At 67.7% G+C, this 20,591-nt stretch carries 20 protein-coding genes; 3 read left to right on the top strand and 17 right to left on the bottom strand.

Translation table 11 applies throughout. The annotated features are described in order from the left end of the window. Positions 1 to 24: 24 nt before the first annotated feature. Genes ACE37B_RS00950 through ACE37B_RS00940 form a run of 3 tightly spaced genes read right to left on the bottom strand, consistent with a single transcriptional unit; the run spans position 25 to position 4,142 of the window. On the bottom strand, positions 25 to 1,980 hold the full coding sequence (locus ACE37B_RS00950; protein WP_409921415.1) for an acyltransferase family protein: 1,956 nt from the start codon (positions 1,978 to 1,980) through the stop codon (positions 25 to 27). Position 1,981: 1 nt separating this feature from the next. After that, positions 1,982 to 2,731, bottom strand: coding sequence for an SDR family NAD(P)-dependent oxidoreductase (locus tag ACE37B_RS00945; RefSeq protein WP_409921414.1), 750 nt, complete (start codon positions 2,729 to 2,731; stop codon positions 1,982 to 1,984). A gap of 40 nt (positions 2,732 to 2,771) precedes the next feature. Continuing rightward, positions 2,772 to 4,142 carry an FAD-binding protein gene (locus ACE37B_RS00940; protein ID WP_409921413.1) on the bottom strand — a complete coding sequence of 457 codons (1,371 nt, stop codon included), beginning with the start codon at positions 4,140 to 4,142 and terminating at the stop codon, positions 2,772 to 2,774. 141 nt (positions 4,143 to 4,283) lie between these two features. Here ACE37B_RS00940 and ACE37B_RS00935 point away from each other — a divergent pair, with 141 nt between their 5' ends. Beyond that, entirely contained in the window at positions 4,284 to 5,123 is an 840-nt protein-coding gene (locus ACE37B_RS00935; protein WP_409921412.1) for an SGNH/GDSL hydrolase family protein, read from the top strand. A gap of 39 nt (positions 5,124 to 5,162) precedes the next feature. Here the strand turns inward: ACE37B_RS00935 and ACE37B_RS00930 are convergent, their stop codons facing one another. From ACE37B_RS00930 to ACE37B_RS00890, 9 genes are all read right to left on the bottom strand, one after another. Next, positions 5,163 to 5,570, bottom strand: coding sequence for a cupredoxin domain-containing protein (locus ACE37B_RS00930; RefSeq protein WP_409921411.1), 408 nt, complete (start codon positions 5,568 to 5,570; stop codon positions 5,163 to 5,165). A gap of 81 nt (positions 5,571 to 5,651) precedes the next feature. After that, positions 5,652 to 6,425 (bottom strand): class I SAM-dependent methyltransferase, encoded by a 774-nt coding sequence (locus tag ACE37B_RS00925; RefSeq protein ID WP_409921410.1) that lies wholly within the window; start codon positions 6,423 to 6,425, stop codon positions 5,652 to 5,654. After that, positions 6,422 to 7,306 carry a decaprenyl-phosphate phosphoribosyltransferase gene (locus ACE37B_RS00920; protein WP_409921409.1) on the bottom strand — a complete coding sequence of 295 codons (885 nt, stop codon included), beginning with the start codon at positions 7,304 to 7,306 and terminating at the stop codon, positions 6,422 to 6,424. Before ACE37B_RS00920 ends, ACE37B_RS00925 begins: the two co-directional genes overlap by 4 nt. Then, complete coding sequence (locus ACE37B_RS00915) at positions 7,303 to 7,923, bottom strand: HAD-IB family hydrolase (protein ID WP_409921408.1); 621 nt, start codon at positions 7,921 to 7,923, stop codon at positions 7,303 to 7,305. Before ACE37B_RS00915 ends, ACE37B_RS00920 begins: the two co-directional genes overlap by 4 nt. Then, positions 7,920 to 9,236: a 3-phosphoshikimate 1-carboxyvinyltransferase gene (aroA, locus tag ACE37B_RS00910; protein WP_409921407.1), complete on the bottom strand. Its 1,317-nt coding sequence runs from the start codon at positions 9,234 to 9,236 to the stop codon at positions 7,920 to 7,922. The genes ACE37B_RS00915 and aroA overlap by 4 nt, the downstream gene beginning before the upstream one ends. After that, on the bottom strand, positions 9,233 to 10,348 hold the full coding sequence (locus ACE37B_RS00905; RefSeq protein WP_409921406.1) for a prephenate dehydrogenase: 1,116 nt from the start codon (positions 10,346 to 10,348) through the stop codon (positions 9,233 to 9,235). The genes aroA and ACE37B_RS00905 overlap by 4 nt, the downstream gene beginning before the upstream one ends. After that, positions 10,345 to 11,160: a pseudouridine synthase gene (locus ACE37B_RS00900; protein WP_409921405.1), complete on the bottom strand. Its 816-nt coding sequence runs from the start codon at positions 11,158 to 11,160 to the stop codon at positions 10,345 to 10,347. Before ACE37B_RS00900 ends, ACE37B_RS00905 begins: the two co-directional genes overlap by 4 nt. Then, positions 11,157 to 11,849, bottom strand: coding sequence for an SMC-Scp complex subunit ScpB (scpB, locus tag ACE37B_RS00895; protein WP_409921404.1), 693 nt, complete (start codon positions 11,847 to 11,849; stop codon positions 11,157 to 11,159). The genes ACE37B_RS00900 and scpB overlap by 4 nt, the downstream gene beginning before the upstream one ends. A 3-nt stretch (positions 11,850 to 11,852) precedes the next feature. Continuing rightward, complete coding sequence (locus ACE37B_RS00890) at positions 11,853 to 12,629, bottom strand: segregation and condensation protein A (protein WP_409921403.1); 777 nt, start codon at positions 12,627 to 12,629, stop codon at positions 11,853 to 11,855. Between the two features lie 46 nt (positions 12,630 to 12,675). Between ACE37B_RS00890 and trpS the strand changes: the two genes are divergently transcribed. Both trpS and ACE37B_RS00880 read left to right on the top strand, forming a co-directional pair. After that, positions 12,676 to 13,680, top strand: a complete 1,005-nt coding sequence (trpS, locus tag ACE37B_RS00885; protein ID WP_409921402.1) for a tryptophan--tRNA ligase — start codon at positions 12,676 to 12,678, stop codon at positions 13,678 to 13,680. 26 nt (positions 13,681 to 13,706) lie between these two features. Then, the gene (locus tag ACE37B_RS00880; protein ID WP_409921401.1) at positions 13,707 to 14,996 is read left to right on the top strand and encodes an MATE family efflux transporter; all 1,290 of its coding nucleotides are present in this window, start codon (positions 13,707 to 13,709) and stop codon (positions 14,994 to 14,996) included. A gap of 249 nt (positions 14,997 to 15,245) precedes the next feature. On the opposite strand, the gene ACE37B_RS00875 is transcribed toward ACE37B_RS00880, so the two are convergent. From ACE37B_RS00875 to recN, 5 genes are all read right to left on the bottom strand, one after another. Continuing rightward, on the bottom strand, positions 15,246 to 15,695 hold the full coding sequence (locus tag ACE37B_RS00875) for a hypothetical protein (RefSeq protein ID WP_409921400.1): 450 nt from the start codon (positions 15,693 to 15,695) through the stop codon (positions 15,246 to 15,248). Continuing rightward, a complete protein-coding gene (xerD, locus tag ACE37B_RS00870; RefSeq protein ID WP_409921399.1) occupies positions 15,692 to 16,621 on the bottom strand; it encodes a site-specific tyrosine recombinase XerD in 930 nt (309 codons plus the stop codon). Before xerD ends, ACE37B_RS00875 begins: the two co-directional genes overlap by 4 nt. Before the next feature lie 11 nt (positions 16,622 to 16,632). Continuing rightward, positions 16,633 to 17,211, bottom strand: a complete 579-nt coding sequence (locus ACE37B_RS00865; RefSeq protein ID WP_409921398.1) for an NUDIX hydrolase — start codon at positions 17,209 to 17,211, stop codon at positions 16,633 to 16,635. Beyond that, positions 17,208 to 18,878, bottom strand: coding sequence for a CTP synthase (locus ACE37B_RS00860; RefSeq protein WP_409921397.1), 1,671 nt, complete (start codon positions 18,876 to 18,878; stop codon positions 17,208 to 17,210). The genes ACE37B_RS00865 and ACE37B_RS00860 overlap by 4 nt, the downstream gene beginning before the upstream one ends. 82 nt (positions 18,879 to 18,960) lie before the next feature. Further along, positions 18,961 to 20,550 (bottom strand): DNA repair protein RecN, encoded by a 1,590-nt coding sequence (recN, locus tag ACE37B_RS00855; protein WP_409921396.1) that lies wholly within the window; start codon positions 20,548 to 20,550, stop codon positions 18,961 to 18,963. Positions 20,551 to 20,591: the final 41 nt, after the last annotated feature.

Raw genomic sequence — 20,591 nt, 5'->3', positions numbered from 1 at the left:
GCGCGTCGTCCGTCAGCCGGGCGCTCAGCCGGCGTCGATCTCCTGCAGTTGCGGGAGCAGCCAAGTCGCCACCTGACGGGCGCCGTCGGCCGTGTAGTGCAGGCCGTCGTAGCGAACGGCGGAGTCGTCGTCGACGAACTCGCTCAGGTCGATGACCGACACGTGTTCGTTGGCGACGGCGACGATCTCGAAGATCTCGCGCACGCGGTGCTCCCGCTCCCCCTCCGGCGTCGACCAGTTCGGTTCGATGCGCGGCGGTGTCGCCAGCAGCACCAGGTCCGTGTCCAGGCCGGCGGTCAACAGGGTCAACTCGTCGAGCCACGCGAACAGCAGGTCGTCCCATTCGGGTGTGCCAAACGGGACGATGGTGCCGTCGATCTGGCGGTCTTCGAGGTCGTTGGTGAGCAACACGATCAGGACGTCCGCGGACACGGGTCGCTCGCTGGCCGCGCTGATGTCGCCTCGCCAGTCGCGGCAGGGAGCGGAGAGGTCGGCGGTCTGATACGAGCCGCCCGGCTCTTCGAATGCCACCTCGCCAGGCAGGAACGAACACGCCGGTCGGGCGATCGTGGTCACGGCGACCTCGCTGCGATCGAACGACGACTGCTCCTGGTTCCACGGGATCGATTCGAGCCCGGTCCCCAGTGAGCCGCCGATCAGGGTGTGCATCACCGAGTCCCCGAGCGCAGCGATCTGGAACAAATCGGGATCCGCCAACGCGGGGTCGTCGGGCGTCTGGGCCACCACGTCCGCCAGCGTCGGGTCGTCGGACGTGTCGGTCACGACGATCGCCGCCGCGCCGACGGCAACGACGACGAGCGGAGCCAGAGCGAGTGACCAACGGCCGATGGACCGACCGAGCGAACCGCGCCGGATCGGCTGCTCGACGAGGACGTACGAGAGGGTGGCGACGACGAGCGTGATCGCCACGCGGGCGATGTCGAGCGCGAAGCCGTCGAGGCCGAGACGATCCTCGTCGAGGATGACGAGCACCGGCCAGTGCCAGAGGTAGACGCCGTAGGAGATCGCACCGAGCGCCGCCAACGGGCGCAACGACAGCGCACGACCGAGCCGGTCGAGCGACAGCGCGGCACGGATCGTCGCCACCGAGGCGACCGCGACGACGGCGAATCCGCCCCGGTACATCCACGATGCGTTCTCGGACGCGGTGAGCGCGACGAGCACGAGGACGCCGACACCGATCACCGCCAGGCCGACATCGATCCTCGACGGACCTCGGCTGATCGCGGACGGGTGATCGAGGAGCCGCTCCCCCAGCCAGGCGCCGGCGCCGACGCCGAGCAGCATCGTCTGGGCCCGTGTGTCGGAGCCGAAGTAGAGGCGGGACAGATCGGCGGCGCCCGTCTGGAGGACGAGCATCCACACTGCGCTCGCACCGGCCAGCGCCGTCGCACCGACGCAGAGCCACCAGCGCAGTCGTTCGGGCTTCGATCTCACCACGGCGGCGAGACCGGCGACGCCGAGCGCGAGCACGACGTAGAACTGCTCTTCGATCGCCAGCGACCACATGTGACGCAGCGGTGACGCCCCGAGCACGACGTCGGTGTAGGTCGTGCCGTCGGCGATGAACACCCAGTTGATCGAGTACGTGAGCGCCCCGAGCACGTGGTCGCGAAGCCGTCCGAGCTCCTCTGGTTCGGCCCATGTTGCCGCGTAGGCGAGCACGCCGACGAGGACGAGCAACGTGGCGGGCAGCAGGCGGCGCACCCGGCGGATGACGAAGGCCCCGAGCGCCACCCGGCCGGTACGTTCGACCTCGCGCACGAGCAGCGCCGAGAGCAAGAACCCCGACAGCGCGAAGAACACGTCGACGCCGATGAACCCACCGGGCAACAGGTCGGAACGAAGGTGATAGACGACGACGGCCGCGACCGCGAGGCCTCGCAGTCCGTCGAGCGCCGTGGCGTGGCGGAACGACGACGCGACCTGCGCGGCGCGCTCCTCGCCGACGACCGTCATCTCAGCGATCGAGTCGACGCCAGACGAACCCGGGAACGACACGCAGGATGGCGAACACGCCACGGAGCACGCCGGGCGCCCAGACGACCGACTTCTTGCGGCGGATTCCGCTGACCGTTGCCTCGGCGACGTCGTCGGGGTCGCAGGCGAACGGAGCTTCGTCGAGGCCCTCCGTCATCGCCGAGCGCACGAAGCCGGGTCGAACGGTGAGTACCCGAGCACCGGACCCGTGCAACGTGTGACCGAGCCCGGTGGCGAAGGCGTCCTGCCCGGCTTTGGTCGCCCCGTAGACGAAGTTGGAGGGCCGGGTTCGCATGCCGGCCACGCTCGACAGCACCACCAGCACGCCGTGGCCTTGGGCACGCAGATGGTTCGCCACGGCGAGCCCCGAGCTGACCGCGCCGGCGAAATTGACGTCGGCCAGCGCTCCCGCTGCCACCGGGTCGTCGTTGACGGACTCGCCGAGTTGACCGAAGGCCTGGATGACGACGTCCAGGTCGCCGTGCGCAGTGACGACCTCCTGGACGAACTCTGCGTGGTGAGCGTGATCGGTGGCATCGAACGGTACCGACACGACCGACACTGCGTCGGGCAGCCCGTCGATCGTCACCGGATCGCTCTCGTTGCTGCGCTGCGCGAGGATCACCGTCTGCAGCGCCGGGGAAGCGAGCTTGCGCACGATCGCCTGGGCGATGTCACTGCGCCCACCGAGGACGAGCACGGTCTGAGGCTGTTCGAAGGCGTTCATCATGATCGTTCCATTCTGGTCGGATCTCCTCGACGCGTGACGTTCACAGCAATTCCAGACGGCGAGCCTGGTCGCTCGCCCAGACGCCGTCGGGGTCGACACGACGACGGATCGCCTTCCACTCATCAAGACGCGGGTACCCGGCAGCAACGACGGCGGGCGTGGCGAACGCGTCTTTGGCGAGATAGTGCCGACCTCCCACACCGAGCACGAGTTCGTCGAGTTCGCTGAGCAAGGTGTCGAGCCCGTCGACGCCGGCGGGCAGGTCGAGTGTGAGCGTCCACCCGGGCCGAGGGAAGCTCAACAGACCACCGCTCTCCGTGCCGAGACGCTTCAACACCGCGAGGAACGACGCGTGACCTTCTTGGGAGATCCGAGCAACGATGGTGCGCATCGTGTCGACCGCGTCGAACGGGACCACGAACTGATACTGCAGGAACCCATACTGCCCGTACAGGCGAGTCCACTGGCCGACCATGTCGAGCGGATGGAAGAACTGTGTGATCGACTCGGTGCCCCGATGCTGCTTCGGGGTCTTGCGATACCAGAGCTCGTTGAATGCCCGAACCGCTGGACGCGTCAGCACGTTGGGCACTCCGACCGGGATGTCGGGGTACACCGCAGGATCGAAGTCGAGCGGCGTCCTCGCCGCTTTCGGATCGGACGCACGAAGCTCGTCGAGCGACGCGTGATTGCCCATCGACAGCACCGATCGGCCCAGGCTCTTGCCGGTCGCAACCAGGTCGATCCAGGCCACCGAGTACCGATAGAGGTGATCGTTGGCTTCCATTGCCTCGACGAGCGCATCGAAGTTGGGCACGCGGCGGGTCTCGACCATGAAGTGGCGGGTCTCGATCGGGATGATGTGGAACGACGCGTCGGTGATGATGCCGGTCAGGCCCATGCCACCGATCGTCGCCCACCAGAGTTCGGGGTCGGAATCGCGGGTGATGCTGCGGCGGGTGCCGTCCGCGAGCAGCATGCCCATCCGGGTGACGTGCGCACCGAACGACCCGTCCGCATGATGGCCCTTGCCGTGGATGTCGCTCGCGATCGCTCCCCCGACCGTGACGAAACGCGTGCCGGGCGTGACGGGCACGAACCAGCCCATCGGGACCATCGTGCGCAACAGCGTGTCGAAGCTGACGCCGGCGTCGACGTGTGCGAGTCCGGCATCCTCGTCGATGCGGATCGGGTCGCTCCCCGACTGCAACTCGACCACGGTGCCGCCAGCGTTCTGCGCCGGGTCGCCGTACGAACGGCCGAGACCTCGGGCAATGGCGCCTCGGCCGTGTGCGACGAGCCGCTCGAGGCAGCCGTCGGCCGCCAACTCGTCCGATGTCGCACGGACCACCGTGGCGACGCTGGGAGCGGTACGGCCCCAGCCGGCGAGTGCGCGATGTTCCGATTCCACGAGACGACGAGGCTACTGCCCCGCCTCGCCGACGCGCGTGAGGCCGGCCGGAACGACCTGACACGCCCGAGTGTCGGCGACCCAGTCCGGGCGGTAGCTTCTCGGCCGATGCAGGGCGCCCGAACACGACGACGCTCGTCGATGACCGTCGCCGCCTTCTTCGCACTCGGCGCGTGCACGCTGACGAGCATCGTCGGCCCGCCGCGATCACTTGCCGCCGCAGGCGGGCGCGTCGAGCGGGCGGTGGTCGCTGCCGAGCAGGCGCGACGACACGCACCGCGCATCATCGAGGTCGACGTGTTCGGCGATTCGATCACGGCAGGGTTCGGCGTTCCCGCCCATCAGACCTGGGTCGCCGTCGTGAGTCATCAACTCCGCGTCACGCAACCCCCGTCGGTACAGCACCGTCTGTACAGCTACGCGATCGACGGCCAGTCGATCTCGACCCCGAGTCTGTTGTCGGCCGATCCGTCGAACCCGACACTGTTACGCCAGCTCAGCAACTATGTCGCCAGGCCACCGAGGGCCACTCCGTTGGCGCAACGCTGGGTGATCCTCACCCCGAGCGTGAATGAACTCATCGTCTCGGATGCCGGCACCTCGGCAGCGTCTCGGGTCGCCAAGGCAGCCGACGGCATGCGCATCGCGGTCGGTCTGCTCCGCGGTGCGGGAGTTCGAAGCGACCAGATCCTGGTCTTGCCGATGCCGCCGATCGGCGAGGCGTTCGCTGCGGAACACGATGCGACCTCGGTGGCCGACCGTCCTCTGGCCTGGATGATCGCGTCGCTGAACCGGTCGATCGCCGATCTGCTCGCCGTCCCTCGCTATGGAGCACTCGATCCGAACGACGACGGCCTCGCCGATCCTGCGTTCTACGACGATCTCGACGACCCGCTCGGCCGCCGCGGACCGGATGGCCTGCACCTGGATGCCGACGGCCACGCGTTCCTCGGCTCGGCTGTCACACCGGCGCTCAGGTGACGTCGCGGCGAGCCATCGAGCGCTGACTCGCCGACGTCGTCAAGCGACCGTGATCGACCCGGTCATCGCCGGGTGGATGAGACACACGAACCCGAACTCGCCGGCCTCGTCGAAGGTGAAGTCGAACGAGTCGCCTTGCTCGAGCGTCGGCGAGGCGAACACGCTCTCCGACGACGTCCAGGTGTGGGCCGACCCGTCGTCGTTGGTCACCGTCACCGTCGTGCCGGGCGACACCGTGAGCGGATCACCGAACGAGAAGCCGGAGATCGTGATCGTCGCGCCGGCATCCGACGCCGCCGGTTCCTCCGACTCCACGGATTCGGCAGGGGCTGCCGTGGCGGCAGGCGCGGAATCCGATTCGTCGTCGCCGCCGCACCCAACGAGTGCCACGAGGCCGAGCAGGCCGGCGATCGCCAGGCGATGGACGGGGAACGCAGCGTTGGTCATGGTGCACCGTACCCCGCAGCAACCGACTCATCGCTCACCGGCACGGGCACTCCGAGCCGCCGGGATCTCGCCCGTTGCCGCTCAGTAGGGCCACTCGGGTGCGGGGCGGCCGACGCGTTGGAGGACCGCACCGAGCTTCAGCGTGAGCAGGACCTTCAGGCCGACGTTCTTCGCGAACCATGGCAACTGAGCGAGCTGCCGGCTCGCGTTGCGGAGCCGAGCACCGAGGCCTGACGGGAGATCGGCCCGATAGATCGTCATCGAGCGTGAACGGCCGACGTAGCGGAAGCGGCGTCCGGCGACCAGTGATCGCATGATCGCTCCGGTCACGCCGATCGAGGAGAACGAGTCGTGGATGAGCATCGTGCCGCCGTCGAGCACCCGATCGCCCCACGACCGGATGTCGGCCAATGCGGGTCCGTAACGATGTGCCCCGTCGACGTACAACACGTCGATGCCACCGTCGATGCGATCGTGCGCATCGTCGGAGAACGCTCGCACATGGGTGACACGGTCGGCGACACCGGCTCGTTCGAGATTCGCGAGGAACACGGCATGGTCGTCGGCCGCCTCGTCGACGAAGCCGTCGATCTCCTGAGGACCGCGATCGTTCCCGGCATGCGGATCGATCGCAAAGATGCGAACGTTCGACGCAGCTGCCTGCGCCAGCACGATCGTCGACCGACCGCGAAAACTCCCGATCTCGACGATCGTGCCGCCGTCGGGACATCGAGAGGCCGCGTCGAACAACGTCGCGCCTTGCCCAGGGCTCATCCACCCATCGACGTCGGCCACCGCCGCCATCGTGGCGACGAGGTCGGGCCCGTCGTTCGGTTTCGTGTTGCTGTCGATCATGCCGTGTACACCGCCACTCCGTAGATCACGATCCAGGCGACCCCTGCGAGCTGCAGCACGCGGTCGCTGGCGAACACTTCTTCGGGCGCGGACCCTTCGCCCCGCTCCAACACCAAGAGATACCGAAACAGCGCCGCGATCATCGGCACGATCGACAGTTCGTAGAACGGGAGATCGAGCCCTCGGTCGGCGAGCGACGAGATCTCGCTGGTCTCGAACGCCCACACGCAGTAGCTGATGAGCGCGCCGGCCAGGCTGACCGACAGCAACATCCGCAAGAATCCGGCGGTGTAGGTCTCGAGCGTCGCGCGGGTGCCGGCCCCGTCGCCGACCTCGTTCAGCTCCGCGTAGCGCTTGCCCACGACGATGAACAGCGAACCGAACGTGACACACAGGACGAACCAGCGCGACATCGGCACGTCGACGGCGACGGCACCGGCGGCAGCTCGCAGCACGAAGCCCGACGCGATCGTGAGCAGGTCGATGATCGGCTCCTCCTTGAGCCAGAACGTGTACACGAGCGTCAGTGCGATGTACACGGCTACGACCGCCACGGTCTGCCATCGGCCCGTCAACGCGGCGAGTCCGAGCGCCGCCAGCGGCAGCACGACGCCCATCGTGCGGGCGACCGGGATCGGAACGAGACCGGACGCGAACGGACGGAGCCGCTTGGTCGGATGGAGGCGGTCGGCCTCCACGTCGTTGAGGTCGTTCCAGACGTAGATGCCGCTCGCAGCGAAGCAGAACGAGACGAACGCGATGATCGTCATACTCAGGTCGCCCCACTCGTCGAGCACACCGGCCGCGCCGGGCGCAGCGAACACGAGGACGTTCTTGAGCCACTGCTTCGGGCGCATGGCCCGGATCATCGGACGGATCACGCAGCGCCCCGGCCGATCCAATGTGCTTCGTCGGCGTCGGCGAGGAGTTCTCGGTCGCCGGCAGAGTCTCCGTAGGCGACGACACGATTGGCGCTGCGGCCGCCATGGTGTCGATCGAGCCAGTCGTGGAGTCGACGTACCTTCTCCGGACCCCGACAGTTCGGCCCGTCGAGTTCACCCGTGACGACACCGTTGTCGACGCGCAGGCGAGTGGCCAGCACCTCGTCGGCTCCGAGCAGTTCGGCGAACGGCGCGAGATAGACCTCGAACGACGCCGAGACCAAGACCACCGGATCGCCGTTGCGCAGGTGTTGCTGCAGAGATCGCACCGTGTCCGAACGCAACCAGTTCGCATGGACGTGCGCGGCGAAGTCGCGGCCGAGGATTCTCAGAGCGGTGTCGGTGGTGCCGGTGAAGGCGGCGGCTGCCGCCCTCGCCTTGAGCTCGTCACGATCGCGGCGGGCGAGCACGGGCACCAGGCGGTCGGGACGTCGTAGCAAGCGTGGCACGATCCGGCGGGCGCCGGTGACGCGCCGCATGAACGGCACCACGCAATCGCGAGTCGTGAGCGTGCCGTCGACATCGAACGCGGCGATGGTCGGCCGGTCGTCGCTCACGCGAGCCTCGCCGGCAGCGCGTCGAGTGCGTGCCAGAAGTCGGGCCAGCTCTTGGTGACGACATCGGGATCGGCGATCTCGATGTCGCCGACGACGAGACCCAGCAGGGAGAGCGACATCGCCAGTCGATGGTCGTGATGCGTGTCGAGGCGCGCGCCGTGCAGTTCGGGGGTCGGCGTGATCAGGAGTCCGTCGTCCTCGACCCGTACGTCCGCACCGGTCTTGGCGAGCTCACCGGCGAGATCACCCAGACGGTCGCTCTCCTTGGCGCGGATGAACCCGACTCCGGAGATTCGCGTGGGTGTCGTGGCCTGCGTGGCGACGACGGCCATCGTGGGAACGAGGTCGGACATGTCGGCCATGTCGACGTCGATGCCGTGCAGCGCCATGTCGGTACGTCGCATCACCACGGTGTCGTGTTCACCGACCGTCACCAGGCACCCCATCCGCTCGAGCAGATCGACGAACCCGGCGTCGCCCTGCAGCGAGGAGCGTCCGAGACCATGCACGCTGACCGCACCGCCTGCGATGGCGGCAGCCGCGAGTGGATAGCTCGCCGACGACGCATCGGCTTCGACGGCGTAGTCGGTGGCGAAGTATCGGCTCTCGGCGACGTGAACGTGCCGTTGAGCGATCTCGACGTCGAGAGCGCCGAATGCCTCCATCACCGACTTCGTGATCTCCACGTACGGGCGAGAGACGAGTTCGGTGGACAGTCCGAGCCGGATCCCCTCGCGGATCAGCGGGCCGATCAACATCAGCGCCGTGACGTACTGGCTGGAGATGTCGCCCGGCATCATGATCGCGTCGGCGCCGCCGAGCGGACCGGAGATCGTGACCGGCAGGTGCCCCCACTCGCCGACGGGTTCGACCCGGGCCCCGAGCGCGTGGAGCGCATCGTGCAGCGGACCCATCGGTCGAGCCCGGAGAGGCGCTCCACCGTCAACGGTGTAGGGGCCGGGTCCGAGACCGGCGAGTGCGGTGATGAACCGTGACGTCGTACCTGCCAACCGGGTGTCGAGCGAGATCGGCCCGGGAGGGAGGGCGCCACCGGTGCCGCGCACGACGGCCACGGTTCGACCGTTGCGCTCCGACACGGTCACGGGCACGCCGAGCGCCGACAGACACTCGACCATCGCCACGGTGTCGTCGCCGGGGGCCAGGCCGGTGATCTCGCTCTCGCCGGAGGCCAATGCTGCGCAGATCAATGCCCGATTGGCGATGCTCTTCGAAGGGGGCACCTCGACGTCGGCGATGATCGGTCCGGACGCGCGGCGCACGCGCCGCGTCATCGAACGGTCGGAGGTCGTCATGCGAGCCTCTGCATCGCCGGATGGAACCCGCGTGCGATCAGGCCGCCGCGGAACAGGTCGGCATGGCTCTGATCCACCAGCACGACCGCAACACCCCGGTTGCTCGCGGCGACGTGCACGACCTCGAAGTTGGCGATGTTGACGCTGAGCTCGGCGGCGAGGGTGAACACCTCGGCGGCGGCGCCGGCCCGGTCGGGAATCGGGATGCGGATCTCCGCGAGGGTCTCGGGGTCGACGACGCGCGACGGCAGGTTCTGACGGGCGGCGCGAGCGGCGGTGAGACGGTCGAGAAGTTCGTCACCATCCCCATCGTCGACGGCGCGCTGGATCTGGCCGAGGGCGCCGATCAGATGGCCGAGCGCCTCGACGATGGCCGCGCGGTTCTCCTTGCAGATGTCGAGCCAGATCCGAGGCTGCCCGCTGGCGACCCTGGTCATGTCGCGGAAGCCGCCGGCAGCGAGACGCAGCAGCGCTGCGTGTTGGATCGAGCGATCCGCCGCGACCCCCATGAGCGCTGCAGCGGTCAGGTGCGGGACGTGGCTGACCACGGCGACGAGTTCGTCGTGTCGTTCCGGTGCGATCGCGACGACCTCGGCACCCAACGACGTGATGATCGACGTCAAGCGGGTGAACACCTCGTCGTCGGCGTCGTCGTCGGGGGTGAGCACCCAGATCGCGGATTCGAACAGGGACGGATCCGCCCCGTCGAGCCCGTCGAGCTCGCTGCCCGCCATCGGGTGTCCACCGACGAAACGGGAATCGGTGATGTGCTCGCAGATCGGAGCTTTCACGCTGCCGACGTCGGTGACGATGCCGGTCGTCGACGCCAGCGCCTTCGAGACCGCCTCGACGCCTGCGAGCACCGGTACGGCGACGAAGGTGATCTCGGCGTCGGCGTCGACGCCGAGTGCATCGACGATCGAGCGGCGTTGTGCTTCGGCGGCAGTGGGAGCGTCGTGATCCGAGCCCGACACGTGCCAGCCGCGAGCACGCAATGCAGAGGCGACCGATCCGCCGATCAGCCCGAGCCCGACCACGTTCGCGCGCCGTGTTGCAGACGCGTTCACGCCCGGCGGCAGGGGCGCGCTGGACTCGGGATCGGTGGCCGTCACGGCGTGGGATCGTACTTGCCCGACCTGTCACCGCGGTGCGTGGTTGCTGCGACCGCCTCGATCATGGCGTTGCGTTCGTCGTTCGTCCAGCGACGCCACTCCCCCGGTTGCAGCGTGCGGTCGCTGAGCGGACCGACGCGAGTGCGAACGAGGCGGCGCACCGGATGACCGATCGCCTCGCACATCCGGCGAACCTGGCGGTTGCGTCCTTCGTGGATCGTGAGCCGCAGGATTCCGGGCTCCGGTTGGGAGACCTTTGCGGGAGCGGTCATGCCGTCGTCGAGCTCGATCCCGTCGCGCAGCTGGCGCAGATGACCGGGAGCGACCGCGCCGTTGGTGACCTCGACGAGGTATTCCTTGTCGACACCGTTGCTCGGATGGGCGATTCGGTTGGCGAGCTGGCCGTCGTTGGTCACCAGCAGCAGACCCTCGGTGTCGGCGTCGAGGCGCCCCACCGAGAACACCCGTGGCTCGCTGGGCAGCAGCTCCATGATCGTGGGGCGGTCGTGCGTGTCACTCGCCGTCACGACCACTCCCGCTGGCTTGTTCAGCATGTAGTAGACGAGGTCGGGCTTGACGCCGATGGGCGCGCCGTCGACCTCGACCAGATCGTTGTCAGCATCGACGCGCCGACCGAGAATCGCGACCTCGCCGTTCACCGTCACACGACCGGCGGCGATGAGATCTTCGGCGGTTCGTCGGCTCCCGAAGCCAACGGCGGCGAGCACTTTCTGCAGGCGCTCACCCGACGGCAGCTCACGGTTCGCATCGGCAAGCTGTTCCCACAGCGGCCGGCCGTCTTCGGCGCTCATTCGCTCTGCAGTTCGTCGGCCGCGTGCGCCCCATCGGTCGCCGGGGCTTCTTCGGTCATCGCTGCGGGCGCCGTCGTCACATCGATCTCCGGCGTGACGCGCAGGCCGTGTTCGAGGGCCTCGATCACGTCGGGGCCGGGGATGAACTCGGTGATCGGGGGCAGATCGTCGAGTGACTCCAGGCCCAGCTTCTCCAGGAACGCGTCGGTGGTGCCGAACAGCACGGCCTGTCCCGGTCCGTCGTCACGGCCGACCTCGTCGATGTAGCCGCGCGCCTGCAGCGTCCGCAGCACGCCGTCGGGGTCGACGCCGCGAATCGCCGCGACCTGAGCGCGAGAGATCGGCTGCTTGTAGGCGACGATCGCCAACGTGTCGAGGGCTGCCCCCGACAGCCGGGCGCGCTGGTCGTGCAGCAGGAATCGTTCGACGTAGGGGGCGAGATCGGCGACCGTCTGGTAGCGGATGCCCCCAGCGACGCGCACGAGCTCGAACCCGTGCCGCTCGGCCTCGTAGTCGCGCGCCAGCTCGTCACACCACGTCTCGATGAGCGTCGTCGGCTGTTCCAGCAACTGCGCCAACAACTCGTGAGGCACGGGATCGTGCGAGACGAGGGCGATCGCCTCGATCGCTCGCTTGAACTCTGCGACCCGGTCGGCGCGATCGGATTCGTCGATGTCTTCGAGGGTCATGGCTCAGCCTTCGTATGCGTCGATGAGGATCGAGCCCAGATCGAGCGAGTCGTCTGGAGCCCAGATGACCTCGATGTCGCCGAACCGCTCCGGCTGATCGATGTCGACCGCGCCCTGCTTGAACAGTTCGAGCACGGCGAGGAAACGGATGATGACCTCGATCCGGTCACCGAGATCGGCGGTGAGCCGGCGGAACGAGATTCGCCCGACTCGCGGCAGTTCGTCGAGGAGCTCCGCGACGGCATCGGCGACGGTGATCTTGATCGGGTTGACGTGGAACAGGTCGACGACCGGCACCGGCTTGGGCGTCAGCGCTCTGATCGCTGCCCGCTGCAGACTGCGAACGCTGGTGCCTTCGAGCAGGTCGGGCATGACGTGGGCGAAGCGCTCGTCCGCGCCGACGACCCGAGGGAACGACTGGTCGGCCTCCTCGGCGAGCTTGGAGAAGATCCCGGCGACGTCTTTGAACGTCTTCGCTTCGAGCAGTCGAGCGAGCAGCAGGTCACGCTCTTCCCACAACGCGAGCTCCTCGTCGAGGTCCATGTCGGCCTGGTTCGGAAGCAGACGTCGCGCCTTGAGCTCGACCAGTGTCGCTGCAATGAGGAGAAAGCCGGTCGCGACGTCGAGATCGAGCTCCTGCAGCCGCTCGATCTCGGTCAGGTACGCATCGACGATGGTCGCCAGATTCACCTCGTAGATGTCGACTTGTTCTTTCAGGATCAGCTGGAGCAACAAGTCGAACGGCCCCTCGTACACAGGGGTGGTCACCTCGACAGCCATGAACGCACCACGCTACCGCTGCCCTCTCAGCGCTAGCTTCATTTCGATGGCGAATCAGACGCGTGTGCTCTCCTGCATCCAGCCGACCGGCGAAATGCATCTCGGCAACTACCTGGGGGCCTTGCGCGCGTGGGTCGAGGGTCAACACCGCTGTGACGCCTTCCACGGCGTCGTCGACCTGCATGCCCTCACGGTCACCGAGGAGCCCGGCGTCGTCGGCGAGGCCACGCTGCGCACTGCGGCGATGCTCTTCGCCGTCGGTCTCGATCCCGAGATCGCCACCGTCTTCGCCCAGAGCCACGTGCCCGAGCACAGCCAACTCGGCTGGATCATGCAGTGCCAGATCAGCTTCGGCGAGCTCTCACGGATGACGCAGTTCAAGGACAAGTCGACCAAGCGTGAAGGCCAGTTCGTCGCCGCAGGCCTGTTCACCTATCCGGCTCTGCAGGCTGCCGACATCTTGCTGTACGACACCAACGAGGTTCCGGTCGGCGACGATCAGCGTCAGCACATCGAGATCACTCGCGATGCGGCCATTCGTTTCAACCACCGCTTCGGCGAGACGCTCGTCATTCCCGAAGCGGTCACGCCGGCAGCAGGTGCTCGTGTGATGAGCCTGCAGGACCCGACCTCGAAGATGTCGAAGTCCGACGACTCCGACGCCGGCTGCGTGTACCTCACCGACGATCCCAAGGACGTGTTGAAGAAGTTCAAGCGAGCGGTCACCGACTCCGACACCGGGCTCGACGCCGTCCGGTTCGATCGGGATGAGAAGCCGGGCGTCGCCAACCTGCTCGAGATCAACGCGGCGGTGACCGGTCGTACACCAGCTGCCGTGGCTGCCGAGTACGAACAGTACGGCAGGTTGAAGGTCGACACCGGCGAAGCGGTCGTCGCGACGCTCGATCCGATCCGCACGCGTTACTTCGAGTTGCTCGATGACCCGGGTGAACTCGCAAGACTGCTCGCCGTCGGCGCCGAGAAGGCTCGAGAGGTCGCCTCGGCGACGGTCGAGCGCGTGCACCGCGCCATCGGCATGCTCCCTGCGTGACCCACCGCTGACGGCGACGACGATTCGTGCAACTCGCCGACACCGATCGCAGGATCCTGCGCCTCGCCGTGCCAGCGTTCGGCGCGCTGGCCGCCGAGCCGGCCTACCGCCTCGTCGACACGGCGATCGTCGGTCGGATCGGCACCGACGAACTCGGTGGCGTCGCGATCGCCGTGTCGATCATCTCGCTCGTGATCGTCGGCTCCAACTTTCTCGCCTACGGCACGACCGAACGCGTGGCGCGTCGGCTCGGCTCCGACGACGCAGCCGCGGCGGGCACCGTCGGCGCCCAGGCCCTGTGGCTGTCGGCCGCAATCGGGCTGGTCGCCGCTCCCCTGCTGGTGCTTTTCGCCCATCCGCTGGCGTCGCTGCTCGGCGCGGACGGCGAGGTGCTCGACTTCGCGGTCGTGTATCTGCGCATCTCGGCGATCGGGGTGCCGTTCGTGATCGTCGGGCTCGCGGCACAGGGAACGCAGCGCGGGGCCAGCGACTATCGGTCCGGTCTGGTCGTGGCGGTCGTGGCCAACATCATCAACGTGGTGGTCGAGGTGATCATGGTCGCCGGTTTCGATCTCGGCGTCGCGGGTGCTGCGTGGTCCACCGTGGTCGCACAGGTCCTCGCCGGGGTGGCGCTGTGCTGGCGGGCCCGACCGATCGTCGCGTCGGCCGGGACGTTTCGCCCGCTGTGGGACGAGATGCGGCCGCTCATGTCGGCGGGGCGCCACTTGCTGCTGCGCGTGACCGCGATGCTGGCGGTGTTCACCGGAGCGACGTCGATCGCCGCGCGTGTCGACGAGCCCACCCTCGCCGCACATCAGATCGCGATCAGCATGTTCTTGTTCGTCGCGCTCTCGCTCGACGCGCTGGCGGTGCCGACCCAGACGCTCGTCGCCGAGGAACTCGGCCGCGGCTCGCCCTCGATGGCCGCGACGCTCGCCGCTCGAGCGACGCGGCTGTCGGTCGGCGTCGGTGCGGCACTCGGCGTGGTCGTGGCGGCTGCGTCGCCCTTGATCGCCCGAGCGTTCACGACCGACCCCGCCGTCATCTCCCGCGCCACGGTCGCCCTCGTGCTGCTCGGCGCGGTGCTCGTGCCCGGCTCGATCGCCTTCGCCACCGACGGTTCGCTCATCGGAGCGGGCGACTATCGCTTCCTCGGCCGCGCTGCACTCGGCTATCTCGCAGCGGTCGTGCCGATCGCCACTGCGGTGCTCGCGGTGCCGGGCCTCGGCATCACCGGCATCTGGAGCGGCCTACTGCTGTGGATGACGTTGCGAGCGTTCGTGAATCGACGCCGCGCCCGTCTCGTCCTCGCCTGACGAATACGTGAGTCACCGCGCGGTGAGCCATGCGTCGTGGAAGGTGCGGAGTCTCGACGGATCGAGGCCGAAGTGGGGTGGCGAGACGCGACCGTCTCGCCACGTGGCGACATGATCGAACTCGGCGCTCCATCCACCGTGAGATACCGCGCGATCCGGCCACTGGCTCGCACCAGATGGATCTCGGTGGTCGGGCGCACGCGTGCCGCGAGCGAGCGTCGCCGACGACCGGCGCACGTGCCGGCGACGTCAGGCGCGGTCGCCGGCGCAGAGGTCGTCGTAGAATGGACCCTCGCCACGCACCAGCTCCACGGTGATCGGATCGGACCCGGCCGCTGCGAGGAGCCGAGCACCGATCTCCTCATGATCGTGATACGCCCGAAAGCGGTGCGTGCGCGGTCCGACGATCGTTGCGACCACTCGGGCGATCGTGCCCAGGCCGCACTCGATCTTGCCGACGTCGTGGAGGATCGCGCCCGCCACCGCGGCGCGGGGCGCGTCGGGTCGCCGGTCGATGAAGCGACGACCGACGAGCGCGCTGTGACGCCGATCTTGATTGCTCATCCGTGTCCACAGTGACCGCTCTCCGGTCGACAGGTGCACATCGACCCAGACCTCGTCCGCGATCGACGGGGGTGTCGGCGGCAGCGACGTCGCGAACCGCGCGGCGAGATGCCAGAGGTGAGTCGGGGAGATCACGCCGTCAGTGTGGCGCGCGGATGCGCGGAGCGGTACACCTCGAACAACCGTTGCTGGCTGACCCTGGTGTACACCTGCGTGGTCGAGATCGACGCATGTCCGAGCATCTCTTGCACGACACGAAGGTCGGCACCATGGTCGAGCAGATGTGTCGCGCACGAGTGGCGAAGCACGTGCGGTGACAGCGAGTCCGAGATCCCTGCCCGGTTGCCGTACTTCTTCACGACGAGCCAGGCCGCCTGACGCGTGAGCCGGCCGCCACGAGTGTTGAGGAAGACCGCTTCGGCGTCGCCACGTCGCTGCCACCGAGCCGGTACGAGGCGAGCCCGCCCTCTCGGAGAGAACCAGTCGTCCAGGGCGCCCGCCGCCGCACCTCCGAACGGGACGATTCGTTCCTTCGACCCTTTGCCGAACAGTCGCACGAGCCGGGCGTCGAGATCGATGTCGCCGATCGACAACCCGGTGGCCTCCGAGATCCGGGCGCCCGTCGCATACAGCAGTTCGAGCAGTGCACGATCCCGATGGTCGATGGGTTCGTGCCCGACGACCGCCGCCAACAGGCTGTTGACCTGGGTCTCGGTGAGTGGCTTCGGAATCCCCGACGGGACTCGAACGCCCTCCAGATTCGCCGTCGGGTCGTCGGAGCGATGGCCTTCGATCGCGAGGTAGCGGTGCGCCATCCGGATCGCGGCGAGCTGTCGAGCAATCGACGACGTCGCCGCACCGCTCGAACGCCGCTCGGACGTGAAGTCGACGAGCGTGTCGGCGTCGACATCGAGGATCGAGCGTCCACGTGCGTCCAACCAGGCACAGTACGAGCGCAGGTCACGGCGATACGCCGCCAGCGTGTTCGCCGACCGGCCCCGCTCCGACAGCATCCAGGCCAAGAACTCCTCGACCTCGAGTGACAGCGGCGCCGCGCCCATCACCGAGCCGGTCAGCCGCCGTCGGCTGAGCGGAGTCGCCGATCGGTCAGCAGCAACCCGACCACGGACTTCGCGTCGACGATCTCCCCGCGATCGACCATCGCCAGTGCGTCGGCGAGGGGCACGTGGAGGACCTCCATGTACGCCTCTTCCGGACCTTGCCGATCGGTGGGGACGACCTGGCATTCGGTGGCGAGACAGATCGACGTGATCGAGTCGGTCATGCCCGGCGACGGGTAGATCTCGCCGAGCACGTCGATTCGGCCGGCGTCGAGACCAGCCTCCTCGATCAATTCCCGGCGGGCGACCTCGACCACGTCTTCGCCCTCGATGTCGCGCATCCCGGCCGGGATCTCGATGACCGCATCCTCGTACGGCGGGCGGTATTGCGACACCAGCACCACCGAAGGGTTGCCCTCGGCGTCGAACACCAGTGGCACCACGCCGACCGCACCAGGCGACCGCACGATGTCTCGATGGAACCGAGCGCCGTCGGGTGCTTCGAACTCGGCGCGCGCCACCGACCAGATGTAGCCCTCGTGGACGGTGTGTTCGCCGACTCGACGAAACTCGCCAGCCTGGGCGCTCACGTCAGCGTCGGCTGTGGCGATGTCGGCGCCGGTTGCGGCGGAGCGTCGGTGGGCGTGGCATGGTCGACGACGTGGCCACGTCGCACCAGTGCTGCTGCGATCAACTCGCGGAACAACGGATGCGGACGATCGGGCCGACTCTTGAACTCGGGGTGCGCCTGCGTGGCCACCCAGAACGGATGGCCGGGCAACTCGATGAACTCGACCAGCTTGTTGTCGGGCGACGTGCCAGACGCCCACAGCCCTTCAGCTTCGAGCTGTGCCCGATACCGGTCGTTGAACTCGTAGCGATGACGGTGCCGCTCCGACACGACCGGCGCTCCGTAGGCGGCAGCCACCTGTGATCCGGCGGCGAGCACGGCATAGTGCGCGCCGAGTCGCATCGTGCCGCCCTTGTCTTCGATGCCTCGTTGTTCGAGCATGAGGTCGATGATCGGGTGCTTCGTGGTTGCGTCGAACTCGGTCGAGTTCGCGTCGGTGAGACCGACGACGTTGCGGGCGAACTCGATGGTCATCGCCTGGAGGCCGAGACAGATACCCAGGCACGGCAAGGCGGTTTCTCGTGCGTAGCGAGCCGCAGCGATCTTGCCTTCGACGCCTCGGTAGCCGAAGCCGCCAGGGATGACGATCCCGTCGAGGTGTCCGAGCTGCCCTTCGGCGAGCATGCCTTCGACGCTCTCGGACTGCACCCACTCGATCTCGACGGCCGCACCATGATGGAAACCGGCGTGCTTGAGACTCTCGACGACCGACAGGTAAGCGTCGGGCAGTTCGATGTACTTGCCGATCAGACCGATCTTGACCGGAATCGTCGCCGCTTCGACCTTTTCGACCACACGCTGCCACGAGGACAGATCGACCGGGTCGTCGATGCGCAGCACCTCGCACACGAACTCGTCGAGGCCTTCGTCGTGGAAGATCAGGGGGAGTTCGTAGATGTTGCGGGCGTCGGCGGCATTGATCACTGCGCGCTCTTCGACGTCGCACATGTGCGAGATCTTGCGCTTCAGGTCGTCGGACAGCGGCTCTTCGCTGCGACACACGATGACGTCGGGCTGGATGCCGCGGCTGCGCAACTCGGTGACCGAGTGCTGCGTCGGCTTGGTCTTCTGCTCGCCCGACGGGCCGATGTACGGCACGAGTGTCACATGGAGATAGCAGACGTTGTCGCGGCCGACCTTGTTGCGGAACTGGCGGATGGCTTCGAGGAACGGCAGGATCTCGATGTCGCCGACGGTGCCGCCGACCTCGGTGATGACCACGTCGACGTCGTCTTGGGCCACGCGCTCGACGCGACGCTTGATCTCGTCGGTGATGTGCGGGATGACTTGCACGGTCTTGCCGAGATAGTCGCCTCGTCGCTCGGCTGCGAGGACGGACTGATAGATCGATCCCGTGGTGGCATTGGAGTTGCGCGACAGGTTCTCGTCGATGAATCGCTCGTAGTGGCCGAGGTCGAGGTCGGTCTCGCCGCCGTCGTCGGTGACGAACACCTCGCCGTGCTCGAACGGGTTCATCGTGCCCGGATCGATGTTGATGTAGGGGTCGAGCTTCTGGAGCGTGACACGCAAACCGCGAAGCTTCAGCAGGCGGCCGAGAGAGGACGCTGTGAGGCCCTTACCCAGCGAGCTGGCGACGCCCCCCGTCACGAAAATGTGCTTGGGCATGTGAACCTCCGTCTCGTTACCACGACGGAAAATCAGACTATCTCTCGCGCGCGCTGCACGGCGCGCCACCGGTCGACAAATCTCATCGGAGTAATTCTCGTGCGTGCTCCAACGCGGTCGCCGAGGCGCTGCCGGCGAGCATGCGGGCGATTTCCTCGACCCGCTCGTCGCCGTCGAGAGACCGAGCGCTGGCGAAGGTGCCGCCGTCGACGATCGACTTCGTCACCGACACCTGCGCGTCGGCGGCGGCCGCTACCTGTGCGAGATGCGTGACGACCAACACCTGATGGTGGCGAGACAAATCGGCCAACGCGGTGGCAACCGCATGGGCAGCGGCTCCGCCGATGCCCGCATCGACCTCGTCGAACACCAGCGTCGAGACGGCTGCGTCGCCACCGGTGTTGGAGAGCACCAGACGCAAAGCGAGCATCGCCCTGGCCAACTCGCCGCCGGACGCGACTCTGGTGAGTGGAAGCAGGGGTGCACCGGGGTTCGCAGCCAGCAGGAACTGGACGCGGTCGCCGGGGTGATCGTCGGCGTGCTCGCCGACCTCGATCGCGATCGCCGCATTGGGCATCGCCAGCGCGTGCAGGTGCTGCTCGACCGCATCGGCCAACGGCCCCGCTGCGGCACGGCGCCGGGTGCCGACCGCGACCGCTGCGACACGCTCGTTGTCGAGGGCTCGGCGTCGCTCGTCGTCGAGTTCGGCGGCGCGCACTTCGTACGATTCGAGTTCGCTCAGTCGATCCTCGGCTTCGGCGTGGAACCGCATCACCGCCGCGAGGTCGTCGCCATACTTGCGTCGCAGATCGACGAGCAACTGACGTCGGGTGCGAACCTCGTCGAGGCGTTCAGGCGACTCGTCGATCCCGTCGGTGATGTCGCGCAGCGTCGCAGCGAGATCGTCGAGTTCGGTGACGACCTCGTGCAACCGAGTAGCGATCTCAGCAAACGGTCGTCGGCCGTCGATCGCAGCGAGCGCGGCACCGATCGCATCACGAGCACCGCCATCGCTCGACAGCGCATCGTGCGCCCGAGCGCCGGACTCCCGGTGCGCAACGGCGTCGGCGAGCACCGACTCTTCGGCATCGAGCCGCTGATCTTCCTCTGCGTCGACCACGTCAGCGGCGTCGAGTTCACCGACCTGGAAACGCAGCAGGTCGATCTCTCGCGCTCTTGCTCGTTCGTCGCCTCCCAACGCGGCAAGCGCCGCGTCGATTTCGGTGAGCCGTCCCCGAGCTGTTCGCAACGGCGCCAGATCGACTGCGCCGAAATCGTCGAGCGCGGCGCGCTGCGTCGCGCTCGACAGCAGGCTCTGGTGCGCATGCTGACCGTGGAGGTCGACCATGTCGCCGGCAGCATCGGCAAGCGACGCCACGGTGGCGAGGCGACCATCGACGTAGGCCCGGGAACGTCCCGCCGCTGGCACCACGCGGCTCAACACGGTCTCGCTCCCATCGGGCCGCACGAAGCGCCCGTCGACACGGGCTTCTGCGGCTCCGTGTCGCACGACCGTCGCGTCGGCTCTCCCCCCGACGAGCAACTCGATCGCCTCGACCAACATCGTCTTGCCTGCCCCTGTTTCGCCCGTCAGCGCAGTCAAGCCGGCCCCGAGCACGAGATCGAGTCGCTCGATGACCCCCAGGTTCTCGATGTGCAGTTCGGTCAACACGACACCCATTGAACTCCACCCGTGTCACAGAGTTCGCGATC

The sequence above is a fragment of the Ilumatobacter sp. genome (assembly GCF_046290335.1).
In the GTDB taxonomy this organism is placed as follows: Bacteria; Actinomycetota; Acidimicrobiia; order Acidimicrobiales; family Ilumatobacteraceae; genus Ilumatobacter_A.
This window is presented reverse-complemented; position numbering and strand designations above follow the sequence as displayed.